General features: G+C 74.2%; 17 protein-coding genes and 1 rRNA gene. 15 read left to right on the top strand and 3 right to left on the bottom strand.

Annotated features, from left to right (window positions below):
* The first annotated feature begins 211 nt into the window (after nucleotides 1-211).
* From rrf to K353_RS27435, 5 genes are all read left to right on the top strand, one after another.
* Nucleotides 212-328, top strand: a 5S ribosomal RNA gene (gene rrf, locus K353_RS27455).
* A gap of 133 nt (nucleotides 329-461) precedes the next feature.
* Nucleotides 462-1,154 carry a SigE family RNA polymerase sigma factor gene (locus tag K353_RS27450; protein WP_111556211.1) on the top strand — a complete coding sequence of 231 codons (693 nt, stop codon included), beginning with the start codon at nucleotides 462-464 and terminating at the stop codon, nucleotides 1,152-1,154.
* The gene (locus K353_RS34545; protein ID WP_158585497.1) at nucleotides 1,147-2,253 is read left to right on the top strand and encodes a hypothetical protein; all 1,107 of its coding nucleotides are present in this window, start codon (nucleotides 1,147-1,149) and stop codon (nucleotides 2,251-2,253) included. The genes K353_RS27450 and K353_RS34545 overlap by 8 nt, the downstream gene beginning before the upstream one ends.
* A gap of 361 nt (nucleotides 2,254-2,614) precedes the next feature.
* Entirely contained in the window at nucleotides 2,615-2,794 is a 180-nt protein-coding gene (locus K353_RS27440) for a hypothetical protein (protein ID WP_199528263.1), read from the top strand.
* Nucleotides 2,791-3,456: an ABC transporter ATP-binding protein gene (locus tag K353_RS27435; protein WP_111556205.1), complete on the top strand. Its 666-nt coding sequence runs from the start codon at nucleotides 2,791-2,793 to the stop codon at nucleotides 3,454-3,456. The genes K353_RS27440 and K353_RS27435 overlap by 4 nt, the downstream gene beginning before the upstream one ends.
* A gap of 37 nt (nucleotides 3,457-3,493) precedes the next feature.
* On the opposite strand, the gene K353_RS27430 is transcribed toward K353_RS27435, so the two are convergent.
* On the bottom strand, nucleotides 3,494-4,327 hold the full coding sequence (locus K353_RS27430) for a patatin-like phospholipase family protein (RefSeq protein ID WP_111556204.1): 834 nt from the start codon (nucleotides 4,325-4,327) through the stop codon (nucleotides 3,494-3,496).
* A gap of 138 nt (nucleotides 4,328-4,465) precedes the next feature.
* Here K353_RS27430 and K353_RS27425 point away from each other — a divergent pair, with 138 nt between their 5' ends.
* The 4 genes from K353_RS27425 to K353_RS27410 all read left to right on the top strand — a co-directional run bounded on the left by K353_RS27425 (nucleotide 4,466) and on the right by K353_RS27410 (nucleotide 9,044).
* Nucleotides 4,466-7,123 (top strand): sensor histidine kinase KdpD, encoded by a 2,658-nt coding sequence (locus tag K353_RS27425; protein ID WP_233533861.1) that lies wholly within the window; start codon nucleotides 4,466-4,468, stop codon nucleotides 7,121-7,123.
* Nucleotides 7,120-7,800 carry a response regulator gene (locus tag K353_RS27420; protein ID WP_111556203.1) on the top strand — a complete coding sequence of 227 codons (681 nt, stop codon included), beginning with the start codon at nucleotides 7,120-7,122 and terminating at the stop codon, nucleotides 7,798-7,800. The genes K353_RS27425 and K353_RS27420 overlap by 4 nt, the downstream gene beginning before the upstream one ends.
* Nucleotides 7,801-7,863: 63 nt before the next feature.
* Nucleotides 7,864-8,274, top strand: a complete 411-nt coding sequence (locus K353_RS27415) for an OB-fold nucleic acid binding domain-containing protein (RefSeq protein WP_100836172.1) — start codon at nucleotides 7,864-7,866, stop codon at nucleotides 8,272-8,274.
* Nucleotides 8,271-9,044, top strand: coding sequence for a DUF3159 domain-containing protein (locus K353_RS27410; RefSeq protein ID WP_199528262.1), 774 nt, complete (start codon nucleotides 8,271-8,273; stop codon nucleotides 9,042-9,044). Before K353_RS27415 ends, K353_RS27410 begins: the two co-directional genes overlap by 4 nt.
* Nucleotides 9,045-9,094: 50 nt before the next feature.
* Here the strand turns inward: K353_RS27410 and K353_RS27405 are convergent, their stop codons facing one another.
* The gene (locus K353_RS27405) at nucleotides 9,095-9,751 is read right to left on the bottom strand and encodes a TrkA family potassium uptake protein (RefSeq protein WP_111556202.1); all 657 of its coding nucleotides are present in this window, start codon (nucleotides 9,749-9,751) and stop codon (nucleotides 9,095-9,097) included.
* On the bottom strand, nucleotides 9,751-10,419 hold the full coding sequence (locus K353_RS27400) for a TrkA family potassium uptake protein (RefSeq protein ID WP_111556201.1): 669 nt from the start codon (nucleotides 10,417-10,419) through the stop codon (nucleotides 9,751-9,753). Before K353_RS27400 ends, K353_RS27405 begins: the two co-directional genes overlap by 1 nt.
* A 246-nt stretch (nucleotides 10,420-10,665) precedes the next feature.
* Between K353_RS27400 and K353_RS27395 the strand changes: the two genes are divergently transcribed.
* From K353_RS27395 to K353_RS27370, 6 genes are all read left to right on the top strand, one after another.
* Nucleotides 10,666-12,735: an APC family permease gene (locus K353_RS27395; RefSeq protein WP_111556200.1), complete on the top strand. Its 2,070-nt coding sequence runs from the start codon at nucleotides 10,666-10,668 to the stop codon at nucleotides 12,733-12,735.
* 611 nt (nucleotides 12,736-13,346) lie between these two features.
* Nucleotides 13,347-14,657: a class I SAM-dependent RNA methyltransferase gene (locus K353_RS27390; protein ID WP_370447667.1), complete on the top strand. Its 1,311-nt coding sequence runs from the start codon at nucleotides 13,347-13,349 to the stop codon at nucleotides 14,655-14,657.
* Nucleotides 14,658-14,903: 246 nt separating this feature from the next.
* The gene (locus K353_RS27385; RefSeq protein ID WP_111556199.1) at nucleotides 14,904-16,919 is read left to right on the top strand and encodes a TerD family protein; all 2,016 of its coding nucleotides are present in this window, start codon (nucleotides 14,904-14,906) and stop codon (nucleotides 16,917-16,919) included.
* A gap of 142 nt (nucleotides 16,920-17,061) precedes the next feature.
* Nucleotides 17,062-17,298, top strand: a complete 237-nt coding sequence (locus K353_RS27380) for a toxin-antitoxin system HicB family antitoxin (RefSeq protein WP_111556198.1) — start codon at nucleotides 17,062-17,064, stop codon at nucleotides 17,296-17,298.
* The gene (locus K353_RS27375) at nucleotides 17,295-17,708 is read left to right on the top strand and encodes a fic family toxin-antitoxin system, toxin component (RefSeq protein ID WP_111556197.1); all 414 of its coding nucleotides are present in this window, start codon (nucleotides 17,295-17,297) and stop codon (nucleotides 17,706-17,708) included. The genes K353_RS27380 and K353_RS27375 overlap by 4 nt, the downstream gene beginning before the upstream one ends.
* 176 nt (nucleotides 17,709-17,884) lie before the next feature.
* A complete protein-coding gene (locus K353_RS27370) occupies nucleotides 17,885-18,715 on the top strand; it encodes a putative RNA methyltransferase (RefSeq protein WP_111556196.1) in 831 nt (276 codons plus the stop codon).
* Nucleotides 18,716-18,737 lie beyond the last annotated feature (22 nt).

Raw genomic sequence — 18,737 nt, 5'->3', positions numbered from 1 at the left:
GCTTCGAGATGAGCACTCCCACCTCCTTGAGAGGGTAAGGCTCCCAGTAGACGACTGGGTTGATAGGCCGGATATGGAAGCCCTGTGAGGGGTGGAGTTGACCGGTACTAATAGGCCGAGGGCTTGTCCTCAGTTGCTCGCGTCCACTGTGTTGTTCTGAAACAACGACCCCCGCCCTGCCACGGGTGGGCGGTGCACAGTTTCACCGTGTTTCGGTGGTCATAGCGTGAGGGAAACGCCCGGTTACATTCCGAACCCGGAAGCTAAGCCTCACAGCGCCGATGGTACTGCAGGGGGGACCCTGTGGGAGAGTAGGACGCCGCCGAACAATCTTTCAAAGAAAGGGCTCCAGCCTCACGGCTGGGGCCCTTTCTGCATGTCCGGGACGGAATGGAGGGCGGAATAGGCCGGCGGCAGCGGAGTATTGCCGGGTGGGGCGGTGCACGGCACACTGTGACGTCATGGTCGTGGAGCAGGGCGAGGGGCCCGGTGGCAGAGCCGAGCGGGGCGACGACGACTTTCGGGCGTTCTACGAGGCGGCGTACGGGCAACTGGTGGCGCACCTGTACGCGCTGACGGGTGATCTGGGGGAGGCACAGGACGCGGCCCAGGAGGCGTTCGTCCGGGCCTGGAACCACTGGGGGCGGCTGGTGTCGCACGAGAATCCGGTGGCCTGGGTGCGGTTGACGGGGCAGCGGATCGCGATCAGCCGGTGGCGGCGGGCCCGGACCGCGTTGCAGAGCTGGATCCGGCACGGCGACGGGCAGTCGCCGGTTCCGGGGCCCGGACCGGAGACGGTGGCGTTGGTGGAGGCGTTGCGGCAGTTGCCGGAGGCGCAGCGGTCGGCGTTGGTGTGGCACCACATGGGGGGTCGTTCGGTGGCGGAGATCGCCGCGGACGAGGGGGTGCCGGTGGGGACGGTGAAGGCGCGCCTGCACCGGGGGCGGCAGGCGTTGGCGGGGTTGTTGGGGGAAGAGCCGGAGGTGGTCGTCGAGGAGCCGGTGGTCGCGTCGCTGCGGCCGGTTCGGGCGGCTGCCGCGGGTGAGCGGGAGCAGCGGGTGGCGGGGGTCGGCCGTGCCGAAGGGGGGCCGGTCGCGGTGGAGTTGACGGAGGGACGGGCGCGGGTGGCGGAGGACTGCGGGTCGCATGTCTAGGTCCGAGGTACCGGAGGTGGACGAGACGGAGGACCGTCCGGCGATCGGGGCTGCCCGGTTGGAGGCGATGTTCGACGGGCTGCGGCGTGAGGTGGTGCTGGGGGTCCCGGTGCCGGAGAGCACGGAGGTGGCCCGGCGGGGGGCGCGGCGCAAGCGCCGGCGGCGGGCGGGTGCGGTGGCCGGGGCGGGGGTGCTGGGTGGCGCGGTGCTGTGGACGGCGGTGGCGGTGGTGCCGTTGCAGGGCGGGCACGGGGCGGCGGGGGTGCCGGTGGAGCAGTCGGCGTTGCCGCGTCCGAAGGAGACGGTGACGTTGGCGCTGCCGTTGCCGCCACTGCCGTCGGCGAGCGGGAGCGCGAGCACGAGCGCGAGTGCGGGGGCGTCGGTTCCGGCCGGGGAGTTGCTGTCGCTGGCGTCGGCGGAGCCAGAGGTACGGGCGTTGGCGCTGGGGGCGGCGCGGATGCCGAGCGTACTGGGCGGGTACGGCCCGTGGACGGCGGTGTCCCCGTCGGCGAGTGCCGCCGGTGCATCGCCCTCCTGGTCCGCGCCGGCCTCCGCGTCCACCTCTGCGTCCGCGTCCACCCCCGTGTCCGCTTCCGGGCCGTCGCGCTCGGCACCGGCACCGGCGTCCGCGTCGGCGTCGGCGCAGTGGGGCGCGGGCCTCAGGGAGGGGTGTGTGTCGGGCCTGGTGGCGTCGGCGGGGGCGGTGCGGGTGTGGGGGGAGGCGTACACGGACGGTGGGGACCTGGCGGCGTCGGCGCACCAGTACGTGCTGGGTTTCCGGACGGTGGCGGACGCGGAGGTCGCCGGGGCCCGGCTGTTGGCGGGTGGGGAGTGCGTGGGGTCGGGCGCGGGCTGGGCGGTGGAGGAGCGGTCGGTCGGGGTGGCGGCGTTGGGTCTGTGGCAGCCCTCGGTGCGCGCGGAGGAGGTCGCGGTGCACGTCCGGGGGTCGATGGTGGCGGTGCTGACGGTGTGTCGGGGCGGGCGCGGGGTGGTGCCGGAGGTGGGGTTGTCGCAGGCGTTCCGGGTCTCGGCGGCGGAGTTCCTGTCCTTGGGTGAGCCGGTGGCGGGGACGGAGACGCCGGTCGTGCCGGTCGGCTGAGCGGCAACAGCGGTGGCGGTGCCGGGCGGACGGCGGGGAGAGGATGGGAGGTTTCGAAAAAAGTTCGAGAACCCGTGCAACCCCCCTGCTGCGGGCGGCGTTGGAGTGGTGGGGCCGTCACCGTGCGGGTGGCGGTCGCCGGGTGCGCTGGATCGGTCGGCCGGGGCGGAACAGGGGACCGCCCCGCCCGTCCGGTTCGGCGCCGGCCCGGGGGACGAGGCCGTACCGAGCCGTGGGGCTCCCGGTCCGAGGCCGGAGGGGGAGCGGCGTGGGGGTCGGGGCGGATTTCACGGAGCTGCGCGGTAGGGGGGCCGAGCCCTGGCCGCCGCCCGTGGCGGGGACGGTGGTGTGCGGGAGCCCGGTGCGCTTCCACCGCTCCGAGGGGGTCGAGGTGGAGGCCCTGCGGAGGCTGGACTGGGTGGGCCGGTCGCAGTTGCCGGTGGACTCCGCGGGGGTGTCGCGGCGCAGCCGCCGGGTGCGGTCGGCGTGGGAAGAGGACCACATCGCGGTGTGGCGGGCCGAGGAAGAGGTGCACGGATGAGTGGTGGCGCGATGGTGGTCGTGGAGGACGTGCACCGGACGTTCGGGGAGGGCGACCGGGCGGTGCACGCGGTGCGCGGGGTGTCGTTCACGGCGCGGGCCGGGGAGTTGACGGCGCTGCGCGGGCGGCCGGGTTCGGGCAAGACGACGCTGCTGAACCTGGTGGGCGGGCTGGACACGCCGTCCGCGGGGAGGATCAGCATCGCCGGGACGGACCTGGCGGGGCTGGACGAGGCGGGCCGGCTGGAGCTGCGGCGGAACCGGATCGGGTTCGTGTTCCAGCCGTTCGGCCTGGTCTCGGTGCTGACGGCGGCGGAGAACGTCGGGGTGCCGATGCGGCTGCGCAGGGTGGCGGTGCGGGAGCGCGAGGAGCGGGCCCGGACGCTGCTGGCGATGGTCGGGCCGGCGGAGCACGCGGAGCGGCGGCCGACTGAGATGTCGGGCGGTCAGCAGCAGCGGGTGGCGGTGGCGCGGGCGTTGGCGAACGATCCGGCGCTGCTGATCGCGGACGAGCCGACCGGGCAGCTGGACTCGGAGACCGGTCCGGCGATCGTGCAGTTGCTGCGCGCGGTGGTGCGCAGCAAGGGGATGCGCAGCGAGGGGGTGACGGCGCTGGCCGACCGGGTCCTGGAGCTGCGGGCCGGCCGGATCGTGGAGCCGTAGGCCCGGAGGGGTGGAACGTCCCCTCCGGGCCTACGGCTCAGCTGGTCCAGAGGGCGCGGACCTGGTCGGCGATCCGGCGGCCCTGGGCCCGGCCGGCTTCGGCGGAGGGGGTGCGGACGGCGGTGTCGAGCGGGTTGGGGCCGGCCGCGGCGAGGGAGTCCTCGTCGGGGGAGACGGCGAGGACACGCTGTCCGGCGGCTTCGAGGCGGGCGAGTTCGGCGGTGAGGAAGAGGTCGACGACCGGGGCGAGGACCAGGACGGTCCGCTCGCCGGTCATCAGGTCGGCGTTGTTCGAGCTGCGGGTGCCGCCGTCCATGTAGGGGCGGCCGTCGATCTCGACGGTGGGCCAGATGCCGGGGACGGCGCAGCTGGCGGCGACCGCGTCGACCAGGGGGACGCCGCTGTGCCGGTCGAAGGTGCGGGGTTCGCCGGTGCCGGCGTCGACGGCGGTGAGGGTGAGCGGCCAGGCGGGCCAGTCGTGGCCGGGGAGGCGGCCGGCGATGACGGCGCGCCGGTCGGCGGCCGGGACGGTGTCGGCGGCGAGGGCGAACTCGCCGACGCGGCGGCGGAGTTCGGCGGGGTCGGTGATCTCGGTGACCAGCTGGTGGAAGGTCTCGAAGAGCGCGCCGACGGTCTCGGCGGGCGGGACGAGCTCGTGGTTCTGGGCGGCCGGGTCGGCCTGGCGGCGGTAGAGCTCGGCGAGCGGCAGGCCGGAGGCGAGCTGTCCGGCGACGGTGGCGCCGGCCGAGGTGCCGAGGACGTGGTCGGTGGTGGCGGGGAGGTCGAGTCCGGCTTCGGCGAGGCCGTGCAGCAGGCCGGTCTCCCAGGAGATGCCGGCGAGGCCGCCGCCGCCGAGTACGAGTCCGCGCATGGTGGTTCCTCCTCGGGTCGTTCGCTGACCCCGGCATTGTGACCCGAACGGCGGCGGCGGGCGTCAAGAAGTCGTCAATTCTCCGCCCGGGCCCGTCTGATCAGCGGATATTGCGATCGTGGACCGTAGGCTCGGAGCATGGTGCACACGGCCCGCGGCAGGCTGCGGATCTACCTCGGGGCGGCCCCGGGCGTCGGCAAGACCTACGCCATGCTGGCCGAGGCGCACCGCCGGACCGGCCGCGGCGCGGACGTGGTGGTCGGCTTCGTGGAGACCCACGGCCGGGCCCGCACCGCCGCGCTGCTGGACGGGCTGGAGACCGTCCCGCGCCGGACGGCGACCCACCGCGGCGCCGAGTTCACCGAGCTGGACCTGGACGCGGTGCTGGCCCGCGACCCGGCGGTCGCGCTGGTCGACGAGCTCGCGCACACCAACGTCCCGGGCTCGCGCAACGCCAAGCGCTGGCAGGACGTCGAGGAGCTGCTGGCGGCCGGGATCGACGTGGTCTCCACCGTCAACATCCAGCACCTGGAGTCGCTGGGGGACGTGGTCGAGGGCATCACCGGCGTCCGGCAGCGGGAGACCGTCCCGGACGAGGTGGTGCGGCGGGCCGAGCAGATCGAGCTGGTCGACATGTCCCCGCAGGCGCTGCGCCGCCGCCTCGCCCACGGCAACGTGTACGCGCCGGAGAAGGTGGACGCGGCGCTCGCGCACTACTTCCGGCCCGGGAACCTGACCGCGCTGCGCGAGCTGGCGCTGCTGTGGACGGCCGACCGGGTCGACGAGTACCTCCAGCGCTACCGGGCCGAGCAGGGCATCCAGGGCACCTGGCAGGCCCGGGAGCGGATCGTGGTCGGCCTGACCGGCGGCCCGGAGGGCGCCACGCTGATCCGCCGGGCGGCCCGGATCGCGGCCCGCAACAGCGCCGGCGAGCTGCTGGCGGTGCACATCTCGCGCTCCGACGGGCTGTCCGGCTCCTCCCCGCGGGCGCTGATCGAGCAGCGGGCGCTGGTGGAGAGCCTGGGCGGCAGCTTCCACCCGGTGCTCGGCGACGACCCGGCGGCCGGGCTGCTGGACTTCGCGCGCGGCGTCAACGCCACCCAGATCGTGATCGGCACCAGCCGCCGCAAGGTCTGGCAGTACGTGTACGGGCCGGGCGTGGGCTACACGGTGACCCGGGACTCCGGGGACATCGACGTCCACATGGTCAACCACGAGCACGCGGCGCGCGGCCGGGGCCGGATCCCGATCCGCAAGGTGACCGACCTGGGCCGGACCAGGACGGTCGCGGGCTGGGTGATCGGGGTGGCCGGGCCGCCGCTGCTGGCGCTGGCGCTGACCCGCACCAGCGGGCCGGGGCTGTCCACCGAGATGCTGCTGTTCCTGTCGCTGACGGTGGGCGCGGCGCTGGTGGGCGGGCTGTTCCCGGCGATCGCCTCCGCGCTGGTCTCCTCCTCGGCGCTCAACTACTACTTCGCGCCCCCCGTGCACACCTTCACCATCGCCCAGCCGGAGAACATCGCCGCGGTGGTGATCTTCGCCGCGGTCGGCATCGCGGTCGCCACCGTGGTCGACCTGGCCGCCCGGCGCAGCCACCTCGCGGCCCGGGCCCAGGCCGAGGCGCAGACGCTGTCCGCGCTGGCCGGCACGGTGCTGCGCGGCGCGCCCACCGGCGAGGGGGTGCTGACGGCGCTGCTGGAGCAGGTCCGGGAGACCTTCCAGCAGGAGGCGGTGGCGCTGCTGGAGCGCACCGACCCGCCCGGCCCGCACGGCCGGTGGCAGGCCGCCGCCGCGGTCGGGCCGCGGCCGCCCGCCGGGCCGGAGCAGGGCGACGTGGACGTCCCGGTCGGCGAGCGGCTCGCGCTGGTGCTGCGCGGCCGGGTGCTGCCCGCCGAGGACCGGCGGATGCTCGGCGCGTTCGCCAACCAGGCGGCCGTCCTGCTGGAGCGCCGCCGGCTGGCGGGGGAGGCCGCGGCGGCCCGCCGGGAGGCCGAGGGCAACCGGATCCGCACCGCGCTGCTGGCCGCCGTCTCGCACGACCTGCGCACCCCGCTGGCCGGGATCAAGGCCGCGGTCTCCTCGCTGCGCGCCGAGGACGTCGAGTGGGACCCGGAGGACGAGGCGGAGCTGCTGGCCGGGATCGAGTCCGGCGCGGACCGCCTCGACCACCTGATCAACAACCTGCTGGACATGAGCCGCCTGCAGACCGGCACCGTCACCCCGCTGCTGCAGCCCACCGACCTGGACGAGGTGGTGCCGTTCGCGCTCGGCGGCGTGCCGCCCGGCAGCGTGCGCCTGGACGTGGCGGAGTCGCTGCCGATGGTGCGGGCCGACGCCGGGCTGCTGGAGCGGGTGCTGGCCAACCTGGTGGAGAACGCCGTCAAGTACGGGCCGTCGCGATCACCCGTCCTGGTGAAGGCGGACCTGCTGGAACGGGACGGCCGGGTCGAGCTGCGGGTGGTCGACCGCGGCCCGGGCGTCCCCGAGGAGGCCCGGGAGCGGATCTTCGCCCCGTTCCAGCGCTACGGCGACGCCCCGCGCGGCGCCGGGGTCGGCCTCGGCCTGGCGGTGGCGCGCGGCTTCGCCGAGGCGATGGGCGGCACCGTCACCGCCGAGGACACCCCCGGCGGCGGACTGACCATGGTGGTCTCGCTCCCGGCCGTCGAACTCCCCGCCGCCGAGCCGCCCACCGCCGGGCTCCCGGCCGTCGAGCCGCCCGCCGTCGAGCCGTCCGACCGCGCCCCCCGGAGTCCCGACGGGGGCTCCCCCGACAAGCGAAAGGCCGGTCCCGCATGACCCGGGTCCTCGTGGTGGACGACGAGCCGCAGATCGTCCGCGCCCTGGTGATCAACCTCAAGGCCCGCAAGTACGAGGTGGACTCCGCGCACGACGGCGCGAGCGCGCTGGAGCTGGCCGCCGCCCGCCACCCCGACGTGGTGGTCCTCGACCTGGGCCTGCCTGACATGGACGGCGTCGAGGTGATCCGCGGCCTGCGCGGCTGGACCAGGGTGCCGATCATCGTGCTGTCCGCCCGGCACGCCTCCGACGAGAAGGTCGAGGCGCTGGACGCCGGCGCCGACGACTACGTCACCAAGCCGTTCGGCATGGACGAGCTGCTGGCCCGGATGCGGGCCGCCGTCCGCCGGGCCGAACCGGTCGCCGCCGGGGGCGAGCCGGTGATCGCCACCGAGGGCTTCACCGTCGACCTGGCCGCGAAGAAGGTCAACCGCCAGGGGGCCGACGTCCGGCTCACCCCCACCGAGTGGCACCTGCTGGAGGTGCTGGTGCGCAACTCCGGGCGGCTGGTCAGCCAGACCCAGCTGCTCCAGGAGGTCTGGGGACCGGCCTACCGCAAGGAGACCAACTACCTGCGGGTCTACCTGGCGCAGCTGCGCCGCAAGCTGGAGGCGGACCCCTCGCACCCCCGGCACTTCATCACCGAACCGGGCATGGGCTACCGCTTCGAGCCGTGACCCGGCCGCGGGTCGGACCCGCGGCCCTGCCGCCCGGCACCGGCGAACCGGTACCCTTCCGGCATGAGTGGTGACAACATCGGCGACCAGCCGCAAGGCCGTTTCCGCCGCATGCTGAGCCGGTTGACCTCCTCCTCCGAGGAGCTGGAGGCCGAGGAGCTGCGGCAGGACACCGCGGAGGCGGGCTGCACCCCGATCGCCGCCTGCGGTGACCGCGAGGTCGTCACCGTCGCCGGCACCCTGCGCACCGTCACGCTCCGCCCCCGCGCGGGAGTGCCCGCGCTGGAGGCCGAGCTGTTCGACGGCACGGAGGCGCTGGACGTGGTGTGGCTGGGCCGCCGCTCGATCGTGGGCATAGAGCCGGGCCGCCGCCTGATCGCCAGCGGCCGGATCAGCCACGCACGCGGGCGCCGCGTGCTCTTCAATCCCCGCTACGAGCTGCGTCCGGTGGGACACGGGAACGAGTCCGCGTGAGCAATGAGGCGACCAGGGTGACCGCGCACGGTCCGCGGGACGAGGAGCGGCCCGGCGGGTACGGCCCGGCCGGCGGGCATGGGCAGCTGGACGGTCCCGGGCCGGTCGGTGCCGAGCCGGAGCGCGACGCCTCCAAGGAGGCCGCCGAGACGGTGCTCAAGGCGTTCGGCGGCATCCGCGGCATGGTCGACATGACGCTGCCGGGCCTGGTGTACATCGTCGCGTTCAACATCACCCACAAGGTGCCGGTGGCCGCCTGGTCGGCGCTCGCGCTGTGCGCGGTGTTCGTGGTGGTCCGGCTGGCCCGCCGGGAGACCATCCAGCACGCCTTCTCCGGCGTGTTCGGCGTGGCGATCGGCGCCTGGATCTCGATGAAGACCGGCAAGGCCGAGGACTTCTACCTGCCGGGCCTGCTGTGGAACGTCGGCTACTGCCTGGCGCTGGCGGTCTCCGCCCTGGTGCGCTGGCCGATGATCGGACTGATGCTCGGCCCGATCACCGGCGAGATGTTCACCTGGCGCAAGCAGAACCCGGGCCGGCTGGCCGCCTACACCAGGGCGACCTGGGCCTGGGTGCTGATCATGGGCCTGAAGCCGGTGATCCTGTTCCCGCTGTACTTCACCCACAACATCAACCTGCTGGGCTGGCTGAAGGTCGCGCTCGGCATCCCGCCGCTGCTGCTGGCGATGTACGTGACCTGGCGGATCCTGCTGACCGCGCCGCCGCCGATCAAGGCGGAGCCGGACGACGAGGACGAGCCGGAGAAGTGACCGGAGGGCCCCGCGCACCGCGCGGGGCCCTCCGTCGTCGCGGGAGCGGGTCAGCCGGCCAGCAGCGTCTCCAGCTCCTCCTCGCGCTCCTGGGCGGCGACGAACAGCAGCTCGTCACCGGCCTCCAGGGTGTCGCTGCCGCCCGGCACCAGCACCCGGCCCGCGCGGATGATGGTGACCAGCGCGGTGTCCACCGGCCAGGCCACGTCGCCGACCCGGGTGCCGACCAGTTCGGTGTCGGCGGCCAGGGTCAGCTCGACCAGGTTGGCGTTGCCCTGGGAGAAGCGCATCAGCCGGACCAGGTCACCGACGCTCACCGCCTCCTCGACCAGCGCCGACATCAGGCGCGGGGTGGAGACCGCGACGTCCACGCCCCAGGACTCGTTGTACAGCCACTCGTTGCGCGGGTTGTTCACCCGGGCGACCACCCGCGGCACGCCGTACTCGGTCTTGGCGAGCAGCGACACCACCAGGTTGACCTTGTCGTCACCGGTGGCGGCGATCACCACGTGGCAGCGTTGCAGCGCGGCCTCGTCCAGCGAGGTGATCTCGCAGGCGTCGGCGAGCAGCCACTCGGCGAGCGGGACGCGCTCCACCGAGATGGAGTTCGGGTTCTTGTCGATCAGCAGGACCTCGTGGCCGTTCTCCAGCAGCTCCCCGGCGATCGAACGGCCGACGGCTCCGGCTCCGGCGATGGCGACGCGCATCAGTGACCAGCCTCCTCGGGGCCCTTGGCGAACGCCGCCTCGACCGCGGTCAGTTCGTTGCGGCGCAGCATCACGTGGATCAGGTCGCCCTCCTGCACCACCATCTGCGGGGCGGGCAGCACGCCCTCGCCGACCCGGGTGACGAACGCCACCCGGACGCCGGCGGCGGCCTCCAGGTCGGCGAGCCGGTGGCCGATCCAGTCCGGGGTGAACGCGACCTCGGCGAGCTGCACGGAGCCCGACGGGTCCTGCCAGACCGGCTCGGCGCCGCTGGGCAGCAGCCGGCGCAGCATCTGGTCGGCGGTCCAGCGCACGGTGGCGACGGTCGGGATGCCCAGGCGCTGGTAGACCTCGGCGCGGCGCGGGTCGTAGATGCGGGCCGCGACGTGCTCGACGCCGAAGTTCTCGCGGGCCACCCGGGCCGCGATGATGTTCGAGTTGTCACCGCTGGAGACGGCGGCGAAGGCGCCCGCCTCCTCGATGCCGGCCTCCTTCAGGGTGTCCTGGTCGAAGCCGACGCCGGTGACCCGGCGGCCGTTGAAGCCCGCGCCGAGCCGACGGAAGGCGGTCGGGTCCTGATCGATGATCGCGATCGAGTGGCCCTGTTTCTCGAGCGCTCTGGCGAGGGCGGAGCCCACGCGTCCGCAGCCCATGATGACGATGTGCACGCGCCTACCTCACCCGGTCCGTTGGGGTCATGACCTGCGTAAACACCGCTCATCGTCCTTCCGTGCCCCCGATTGGGGGAGCCACTTGTCGGCCGCGCCTGTGATCCGACGCGAGGGGGCAACCCGGTGTTGCCCGCAAACCCTTCTGTCGACACGCTAGCCGGTCCGCCGAACACGGTCGCGAGCAAGGTGGCCCCGCGCGGCACCGGGTGCCGGTCGGAGCCCTTACGATTCCTTGCTGTGCCTATGCCTGCTGACCTACCGAAACGCATCCTGATCGGGCGTGCGCTGCGCAGCGACAAGCTGGGGGAGACGCTGCTCCCCAAGCGGCTCGCCCTGCCGGTGTTCGCCTCGGACGCGCTCTCCTCCGTCGCCTACGCGCCGGAGGAGATCCTGCTGACGCTGTCGCTGGCCGGCGCCTCGGCGATCCACTTCTCCTGGCAGATCGGCGTCGTGGTCGCCGTCGTGATGCTCGCGGTGGTCGCCTCGTACCGGCAGAACGTGCACGCCTACCCGAGCGGCGGCGGCGACTACGAGGTCGCCACCGTCAACCACGGGCCGAACTCCGGCCTGGTGGTGGCGAGCGCGCTGATGGTCGACTACATCCTCACCGTGGCGGTGTCGACCACCTCGGGCGTGGCCAACGTGGTGTCGGCGGTGCCCGCGCTGCGCGGGCACGAGCTGGGGCTGTCGGTGTTCCTGGTCGTCGTGCTGATGGGGATGAACCTGCGCGGCGTGCGCGAGTCCGGTTCGGCGTTCGCCGTGCCGACGTACGCGTTCATGGTCGGCGTCATCGGCATGGTGGTCTACGGCCTGGTGCGGCACTTCGGGTTCGGCACGGAGCTGCCCGCCGAGAGCTCCGCGTACCACCTGGAGGCGACGCCCGGCAACGGCTCGCTGGCCGGGTTCGCGCTGGTGTTCCTGCTGCTCAAGGCGTTCTCCTCGGGCTGTGCGGCGCTGACCGGCGTGGAGGCGATCTCCAACGGCGTGCCCGCGTTCCGCAAGCCGAAGAGCAAGAACGCGGCGACCACGCTGCTGATGATGGCCACCATCGCCGTGACGATGTTCATGGGCATCATCTACCTGGCCCACCTGACCGGCACGCAGATGGCCGAGAACCCGGCGGAGCAGCTGGTCGGCGCGCCGGCCGGGTACCACCAGAAGACCGTGCTGGCGCAGATCTCCGAGGCGGTGTTCTCCAACTTCACGCCCGGCTTCTACTTCGTCGCGGCGACCACCGGCCTGATCCTGGTGCTGGCCGCCAACACCGCGTTCAACGGCTTCCCGGTGCTCGGCGCGATCCTCGCCCAGGACCGCTACCTGCCCCGGCAGCTGCACACCCGCGGCGACCGGCTGGCGTACTCCAACGGCATCGTGCTGCTGGCCGGTGCGGCGATCCTGTTCATCGTGGCGTTCGACGCCGACCCGAACCGGCTGATCCAGCTGTACATCGTCGGCGTCTTCGTGGCGTTCAACATGAGCCAGTCCGGCATGATCCGGCACTGGACCAGGCTGCTGCGCACCGAGACCGACCCGAAGAAGCGCGCCCACATGCAGCGCAGCCGGGCGATCAACGCCTTCGGCCTGGTGATGACCATGGCCGTGCTGATCGTGGTGCTCGCCACCAAGATCGGCCACGCCTGGGTCGCGATCGCCCTGATGGTCGTGCTGTTCGTGATGATGAAGGCGATCCGCCGCCACTACGACCGGGTCAGCGCCGAGCTCAAGGCCGCCGAGGAGCCCGAGGACTTCACCCCGCCGACCCGGGTGCACGCCATCGTGCTGGTCTCCAAGCTGCACAAGCCCGCGCTGCGCGCCCTCGCGTACGCCCGGCTGGCCCGGGCCCAGACCCTGGAGGCCGTCACCGTCAACGTCGACCCGGTGGACACCGCGGCGCTGCGCGAGGAGTGGGACGAACGCGGCCTCGACGTGCCGCTGAAGGTCCTCGACTCGCCGTACCGCGAGATCACCGGGCCGGTGCTGGAGTACGTCAAGAACCTGCGCCGCTCCAGCCCGCGCGACGTGGTCGCCGTCTACATCCCCGAGTACGTCGTCGGGCACTGGTACGAGCACCTGCTGCACAACCAGAGCGCGCTGCGGCTCAAGGGACGGCTGCTGTTCAAGCCCGGCGTGATGGTGACGTCCGTACCCTGGCAGTTGGAGTCCTCGGAACGGCGCAAGGCGCCCAAGGCGTGGTCCGCGCCCGGCGCGGTGCGCCGCGGCGAGCTGCGGCGGCGGCCGGCCCCGCCCGCCGAGCCGGGTGCCGGTGCGGCCGGCGGGCGCCCGGGCGGGTCGGACGCCGCGCCGCGCGACTGAGCGCCCGCGCGGCCCGTCGGGCCTCCCGATGGCCTTCAATGGGCCCGTGGCGGACCGTTCCCGGTCCGTCGCGGGCCGCCGTGCCCGCCGCGCGGCGCCGCGCTCCGTCCGTGTGTCCGTGTGTCCGTCCGCTGTTCCGTCCGTGTCCGCGTGCCACCCGCCCCACCCCGTTCGTGATCCGTCCCCGCACCGCTGTCTCCCGTAAGGAAGCGACCCCCGTGACCCGCAACAACCCGCCCCGCTCCTCCGGTCGCCAAGGCCGGCCCGGCCGCACGTCCGGCGCCAAGCCGGGGCAGGTCGCGCACCCTCGCTGGAGCAGCCGGCCCGCCCGGCCCGAGGCCACCGACCGGGAGGGCAACACCGCCCGCAGCCTGCCGCCGGTGCCGGGCGAGGCGTCGAAGGACCGGGCGCCCGGGGACCGCGGGCCCGAGGACCGCGCGCCGAAGGGCCGGGCGCCGAAGGGCGGGTCCGAGGACCGGGCGTCGAAGGGCCGGGCACCGGAGGACCGGGCGCCGAAGGGCGAGGGCGGCGGCGGGCGGAAGCCCGCCCGGCAGGGGCGCAAGCCCGGAGCGGTGCGCCCGCCCAAGGCGCTGCGGCCCGCCCAGCCGGTGCTGCGGCAGCCCTCCGGGGACCCGCTGGTCGGCGAGCGCTACGAGGTCGAGGTCGGGCCGGTCGCGCACGGCGGGCACTGCGTGGCCCGGCACGAGGGGCGGGTGCTGTTCGTCCGGCACGCGCTGCCCGGCGAGCGGGTGGTCGCGCAGGTCACCGACGGCACCACCACCTCGCGCTTCCTGCGGGCCGACGCGGTGGAGGTGCTGGAGGCCGCCAAGGACCGGATCGAGGCGCCCTGCCCGTTCTCCGGCCCCGGCCGGTGCGGCGGCTGCGACTGGCAGCACGTCACGCCCGGCGGGCAGCGCAAGCTCAAGGCCGCCGTCCTCACCGAGCAGCTCGCCAAGCTGGCCGGCCTCACCCCCGAGGAGGCCCGCTGGGACGGCTCGGTCGAGCCGGTCGGCGGCAAGCTCCCGGCGGGCGAGGTCCCGGCCTGGCGCACCCGGGTGCAGTACGCGGTCGACGAGGAGGGCGTGATCGGCCTGCGCAAGCACCGCTCGCACGACGTCCAGCCGATCGACCGCTGCCTGATCGCCGCGCCCGGCGTCACCGAACTCGGCGTCGAGTCGCGGGACTGGACCGGGGTGGCCTCGGTCGAGGCGGTCGCCGCCTCCGGCTCCTCGGACCGGCAGGTGATCCTGCGGCCGCGGCCCGGCGAGCAGCTGCCGCTGGTCGAGCTGGACCGCGAGACGTCCATCGCCCGGATCGACGACCAAGACCTGTTCCACCGCGTCCACGGCCGCGCCTTCGTCCGCGAGCGCGCCGCCGGGCGCACCTGGCGGGTCTCCAACGGCGGCTTCTGGCAGATCCACCCCGAGGCCCCCGACACCCTGGTCGACGCCGTCCTGGCCGGGCTCGACCCGCAGTGGGGCGAGAGCGCGCTCGACCTGTACTGCGGCGTCGGCCTGTTCGCGGGCGCGCTCGCCGAGCGGGTCGGCGAGGACGGCGCGGTGCTCGGCATCGAGTCCGGCAAGCAGGCGGTCGCCGACGCCCGGCACAACCTGGCCGCGCTGGAGAACGTCCGGATCGAGTGCGACAAGGTCGAGACCCTGCTGCCCCGCACCGGCATCACCTCCACCGACCTGATCGTCCTCGACCCCCCGCGGGCCGGCGCCGGCCGCGACACCGTCGCCCACCTCAGCTCCCTGGAGGCCCGCCGGATCGCCTACGTCGCCTGCGACCCCGCCGCCCTCGCCCGCGACCTTGCCTTCTTCCGCGAGGGCGGCTACCGCCCGGTCTCGCTGCGGGCGTTCGACCTGTTCCCGATGACCCAGCACTTCGAGTGCGTCGCCATCCTGGAGCCGACCGGCTGACGGCGGGCCGGAGCAACGAGCACGCCGCACGGGCGCGGGATCCCTTCCCGCGCCCGTGCGGCGTTCCCGGGGGCGGGCGGGCGGGCGGCGGGCTGGTCGGGACGCCCGGGGTTGCCCACGGGGCGGTCCCGGGGACGGCTCCGTTCAAGGGGATGGCGTGAAGATCAGGAAGGAGTACCATCCTCGAAACGTGTGGGCATGGTGACGCTGCGCACACGTCGTTCGCCGTGCTCAGGAGGGGAAGCCGTGCACCAGTTGACCAAGGGCGCCAACGCCGAACTGTTCGCCGAGGGGGACGACCCGGGGCCGGTCACGGTCGCGCTGAGCTGGACCGACCCGACCGGGGCGGGCGACGCCGACGTGTCGGTGCTGCTGCTGGGCGCGGACGGAAAGGTGCGCCAGGACGCGGACTTCCTCTTCTACAACTGCCCCACCACCCCCGACGGCTCGGTGCAGCTGCTCGGCAAGGTGCCGACCGGCAGCGGCACCCAGGACCGGATCCTGATCGACCTCGCGGCCCTGCCCGCGGAGGTGCACCAGGTGGTCCTGGCGGCCAGCCGCCACGCCGGTGCCACCTTCGGCGAACTCGCCGAACTCCGGCTGGCCGTGCTGGACGGCGGCGGGGACGCCCTGGCCGCCTTCGACATCCCGGACGCCGGGGAGGAGACCGCGTTCGTCTTCGGCGAGCTCTACCGGCGCGGCGGCGCGTGGAAGTTCCGCGCGGTCGGCCAGGGCTACCGGTCCGGACTCGGCGGTCTCGCCGGGGACTTCGGCATCAGCGTCGACCAGGACGAGAGCGAGGACGAGAGCGGTGGCGGGGTCGGGGCCGGGGCCGGGGCCGCCGAGCGGGCCGCGAAGGCCGGGGCCGCGGGAGTTGCGGCCGTGGGAGTCGCGGCCGTGGGGGCGGGTGCGGTGGACACGGCGGGTGCGGCGCCCGTCCCGGCCGTCGAGCCGCCGGCCGCGCCGAAGCGGGCGGTGCGCACCGCCAAGAAGCGGGTCACCCTGCCGAAGGCCGCGAAGGCCGACCTCGCCGACCACCCGTCCTGGAGGCAGGCCCGGCTGTTCTCGGTGGCCGGGCTGAAGAACGAGCTGGACCGGGAGAACCGGGCCACCGCCACCCTGCTGGCGGTGATGGCCGAGGTGCCGGAGTTCGGGCGCCGGATCACCGCCATGTTCAACGCCCCCGCGGGCACCGTCCAGACCTTCACCGAGACCAGCTTCAAGCACGGCGACGGCACCGTCCGCCCCGACGGCACGGTCCGGGTCAGCCGGGCCGGGAAGATCTGGACCGCACTGGTGGAGACCAAGACCGGGGGCAGCCCGCTCAAGTCCGAACAGGTGCAGGCGTACCTCGACGTCGCCCACCGGCACGGCTACGAGACGGTCATCACGCTCTCCAACGACCTCGCCCTGGACGGCGAACCCCCGGTGACGGTCGACCGGCGCCGGGCCCGCAAGGTCGCGCTGCGGCACCTGTCCTGGGCCGAAGTGGCGCACGAAGCCCACCTGCTGTGCCACCACGACGGCGTGGTCAATCCCGCGCACGCCTGGCTGCTGAACGAGTTCCTGCACTACCTGCGGCACGAGAACTCCGGCTGCCACGGCTTCCAGAACATGGGCCCGGCCTGGGTGACGGTCCGCAACGCGATCTCCGAGGGCACCCTGCGGCCCGGGGACCGCCACGCGCTGCGGGTGGTCGAGAACTGGGAGCGGCTCACCCGGCAGCTGTGCCTGCGCCTGGGCGGTGAGCTGGGCGTCCCGGTCTCCCCGGTGCTGCGCGGCAAGCGGCGCACCGAACCGGCCGTCCGCCGGGCCCAGGCGGTGGACGAGCTGGCCGTCGGCGGCCGGATGCGCTCCGAGCTGGCGGTGCCCGGCCTGCCCGGGCCGATCGTGCTGGAGGCGGACCTGCGCACCGGCCGGATCGAGACCACCGTCGAGGTGGCGGCCGCCGAGCGCTCCCGGGCGCTCACCCGGGTCCAGTGGCTGCTGCGCCGGCTCGCGGACGCCCCCGCCGAGCTGCGGATCGAGGCGCTCACCGCGGACGGCGGGCCCGGGCCGTGCGAGCTGCTGCGGGCCCTGCGGGTCGAACCCGGCCTGCTGGTCCCCGCGGACGGCGCGGAGATCCGGGCGTTCCGGCTGACCCTGCCCGTCGGCATGGGGACCAGGCGCGGCGCGGAGGAGACGGGGTTCATCCGCAGCGTGGACACCGTCGTCGACCGCTTCCTGAACGAGGTCGTCCGGGTGCTGAAGCCCGCCGAGTAGCGCGCCGCGGGCGCCGTGCGGGTGTCGGCGGATCGGGGCGGGTGGCCGGTTTTCGCGGGGGCGCGGGCGGACATGGTGGGGAGCGGGGGAGCGGCCGGTTTGCGCCCTTGTTGTGCTAGCACGTCGGCGCTAGCTTTGAAGGATGGCCAAGAAGCAGCTGAACGTCAGGGTGGACGCGACCACCGCCGAGATGGCCCGCGAACGGGCGGAGCAGCAGGGGATCAGCATGAACCAGTACATCGAACGGCTGGTGCAGCAGGACATGGGCGAGGCCGGACGCAACTTCGTGGACGCCGCGGCGCAGTTCATGAAGGAGCACGAGGCGGTGTTCCTCGCCGAGTTCGGCTCGCCCAGTGAGCTCCAGGAGGTGCGCCGTTGAAACTTGAGGTCGACCTCTCGTGGCTGCTCATGACGGCCGAGCAGTACACGCCCGGTGACCCGCAGGTCACCGACTACGGATCGCTGCTCGCGGCGATCACCAGGCACCAGGCCGAGGTCTTCGACATCGCGGTCTACCCCGAGCCGCAGGACCGGGCGGCGGCGCTGATGCACCAGCTGATCCGGGTCCCCGCGCTGGAGCGCAACAACGAGCTGTTCGCCACCGCCGTCGCCTACGCGTACCTGGTGGCCAGCGGCTGCCGGGTGGCGACCACCGCGCGGGAGGTGCGCAGCCTGGCCCGGGCGATCCGAGAGGGCAAGCTCGGCATCACCGGCGTCGCGGAGCGGTTGGCGATGTGGGTGGTGGACGAGTCGGAGGAGGAAGAGGTCGGCGGCGACGGCGAGGAGTGAGGCGCCGCGCCGTACGGGCGGGGCGTCAGGGGCCGGGAGAGCGACGAGGCGCCCGCGGGCGGGATACCCTCGACGTTCCCCCGGCCCCTGACGGTCCTCGGCCCCCTGCCGAGGGCTCCCGGCAGGGCCGCCGACGATCTCCGCGAGGAGACGACCTCCGCGAGGATGCGAGCGAGTTGCTGCAGGACATCGAGCCCTACCTGGTCTGCCCGCACTGCGCCCGCCCGCTGGCCCTGGCCGGCCGCACCCTGCGCTGCGCGGACGGCCACAGCTTCGACCAGGCCCGGCAGGGCTACGTGAGCCTGCTGGCGGGGGACGCCAGGGCCGGCACCGCCGACACCGCCGAGATGGTCGCGGCCCGCGGCGACTTCCTGGCGGCCGGCCACTACGCGCCGCTGGAGCGGGCGCTGGCCCGGGCCGCGGCCGGCGTCCCGGCGCTCGGCGGGCTGGTCGCGGACCTCGGCGCGGGCACCGGCCACTACCTGGCCCGGGTGCTGGAGGCCCGGCCGGGCGCGGTCGGTGCGGCGCTCGACCTGTCCAAGTACGCGCTGCGGCGCGCCGCGAAGGCGCACCCGCGGATCGGCGCGGTGGTGTGCGACGCCTGGCGCCCGCTGCCGCTGCGGGACGGCGCCGCGGACGTGCTGCTGAACGTGTTCGCGCCGCGCAACGGGCCCGAGATGCGGCGGGTGCTGCGCCCGGGCGGCCGACTGCTGGTGGCCGCCCCGACCTCCCGCCACCTGCGCGAACTGGTGGGCGCGCTGGGCCTGCTGTCGGTGGACGAGGACAAGGAACGGCGGATCGGCGAGAAGCTCGGCCCGTGGTTCACGCCGGTGGGGCGCACCGAGGTGGAGTTCGCGCTGCGGCTGTCTCGGGCGGACGCCGCCGCCGTGGTCGGGATGGGCCCGAGCGCCTGGCACACCGACCGGGCCGCGCTGGCCGCCGCGCTGGCGGCGCTGCCCGAACCGGTCGAGGTCACCGGATCGGTGCTGGTCACCGCGTACGAGTGACACCGGGCGCGGCGGCGGGGCC

Source organism: Kitasatospora sp. SolWspMP-SS2h, assembly GCF_003259315.1.
GTDB lineage: Bacteria > Actinomycetota > Actinomycetes > Streptomycetales > Streptomycetaceae > Kitasatospora > Kitasatospora fiedleri.
The sequence above is the reverse complement of the archived record's forward strand: the minus strand, read 5'-3'. Positions and strand labels throughout refer to the sequence as shown.

Bases quoted from the DNA above. Each gene is read 5' to 3' on its own strand.
- K353_RS27450 (WP_111556211.1), top strand. From the start codon at position 462: ATGGTCGTGGAGCAGGGCGAGGGGCCCGGTGGCAGAGCCGAGCGGGGC.
- K353_RS34545 (WP_158585497.1), top strand. From the start codon at position 1,147: ATGTCTAGGTCCGAGGTACCGGAGGTGGACGAGACGGAGGACCGTCCG.
- K353_RS27435 (WP_111556205.1), top strand. From the start codon at position 2,791: ATGAGTGGTGGCGCGATGGTGGTCGTGGAGGACGTGCACCGGACGTTC.
- K353_RS27430 (WP_111556204.1), bottom strand. From the start codon at position 4,327: ATGCGCGGACTCGTACTCGGCGGCGGCGGCCTCGCCGGCATCTCCTGG.
- K353_RS27425 (WP_233533861.1), top strand. From the start codon at position 4,466: ATGGTGCACACGGCCCGCGGCAGGCTGCGGATCTACCTCGGGGCGGCC.
- K353_RS27420 (WP_111556203.1), top strand. From the start codon at position 7,120: ATGACCCGGGTCCTCGTGGTGGACGACGAGCCGCAGATCGTCCGCGCC.
- K353_RS27415 (WP_100836172.1), top strand. From the start codon at position 7,864: ATGAGTGGTGACAACATCGGCGACCAGCCGCAAGGCCGTTTCCGCCGC.
- K353_RS27405 (WP_111556202.1), bottom strand. From the start codon at position 9,751: ATGCGCGTCGCCATCGCCGGAGCCGGAGCCGTCGGCCGTTCGATCGCC.
- K353_RS27395 (WP_111556200.1), top strand. From the start codon at position 10,666: ATGCCTGCTGACCTACCGAAACGCATCCTGATCGGGCGTGCGCTGCGC.
- K353_RS27380 (WP_111556198.1), top strand. From the start codon at position 17,062: ATGGCCAAGAAGCAGCTGAACGTCAGGGTGGACGCGACCACCGCCGAG.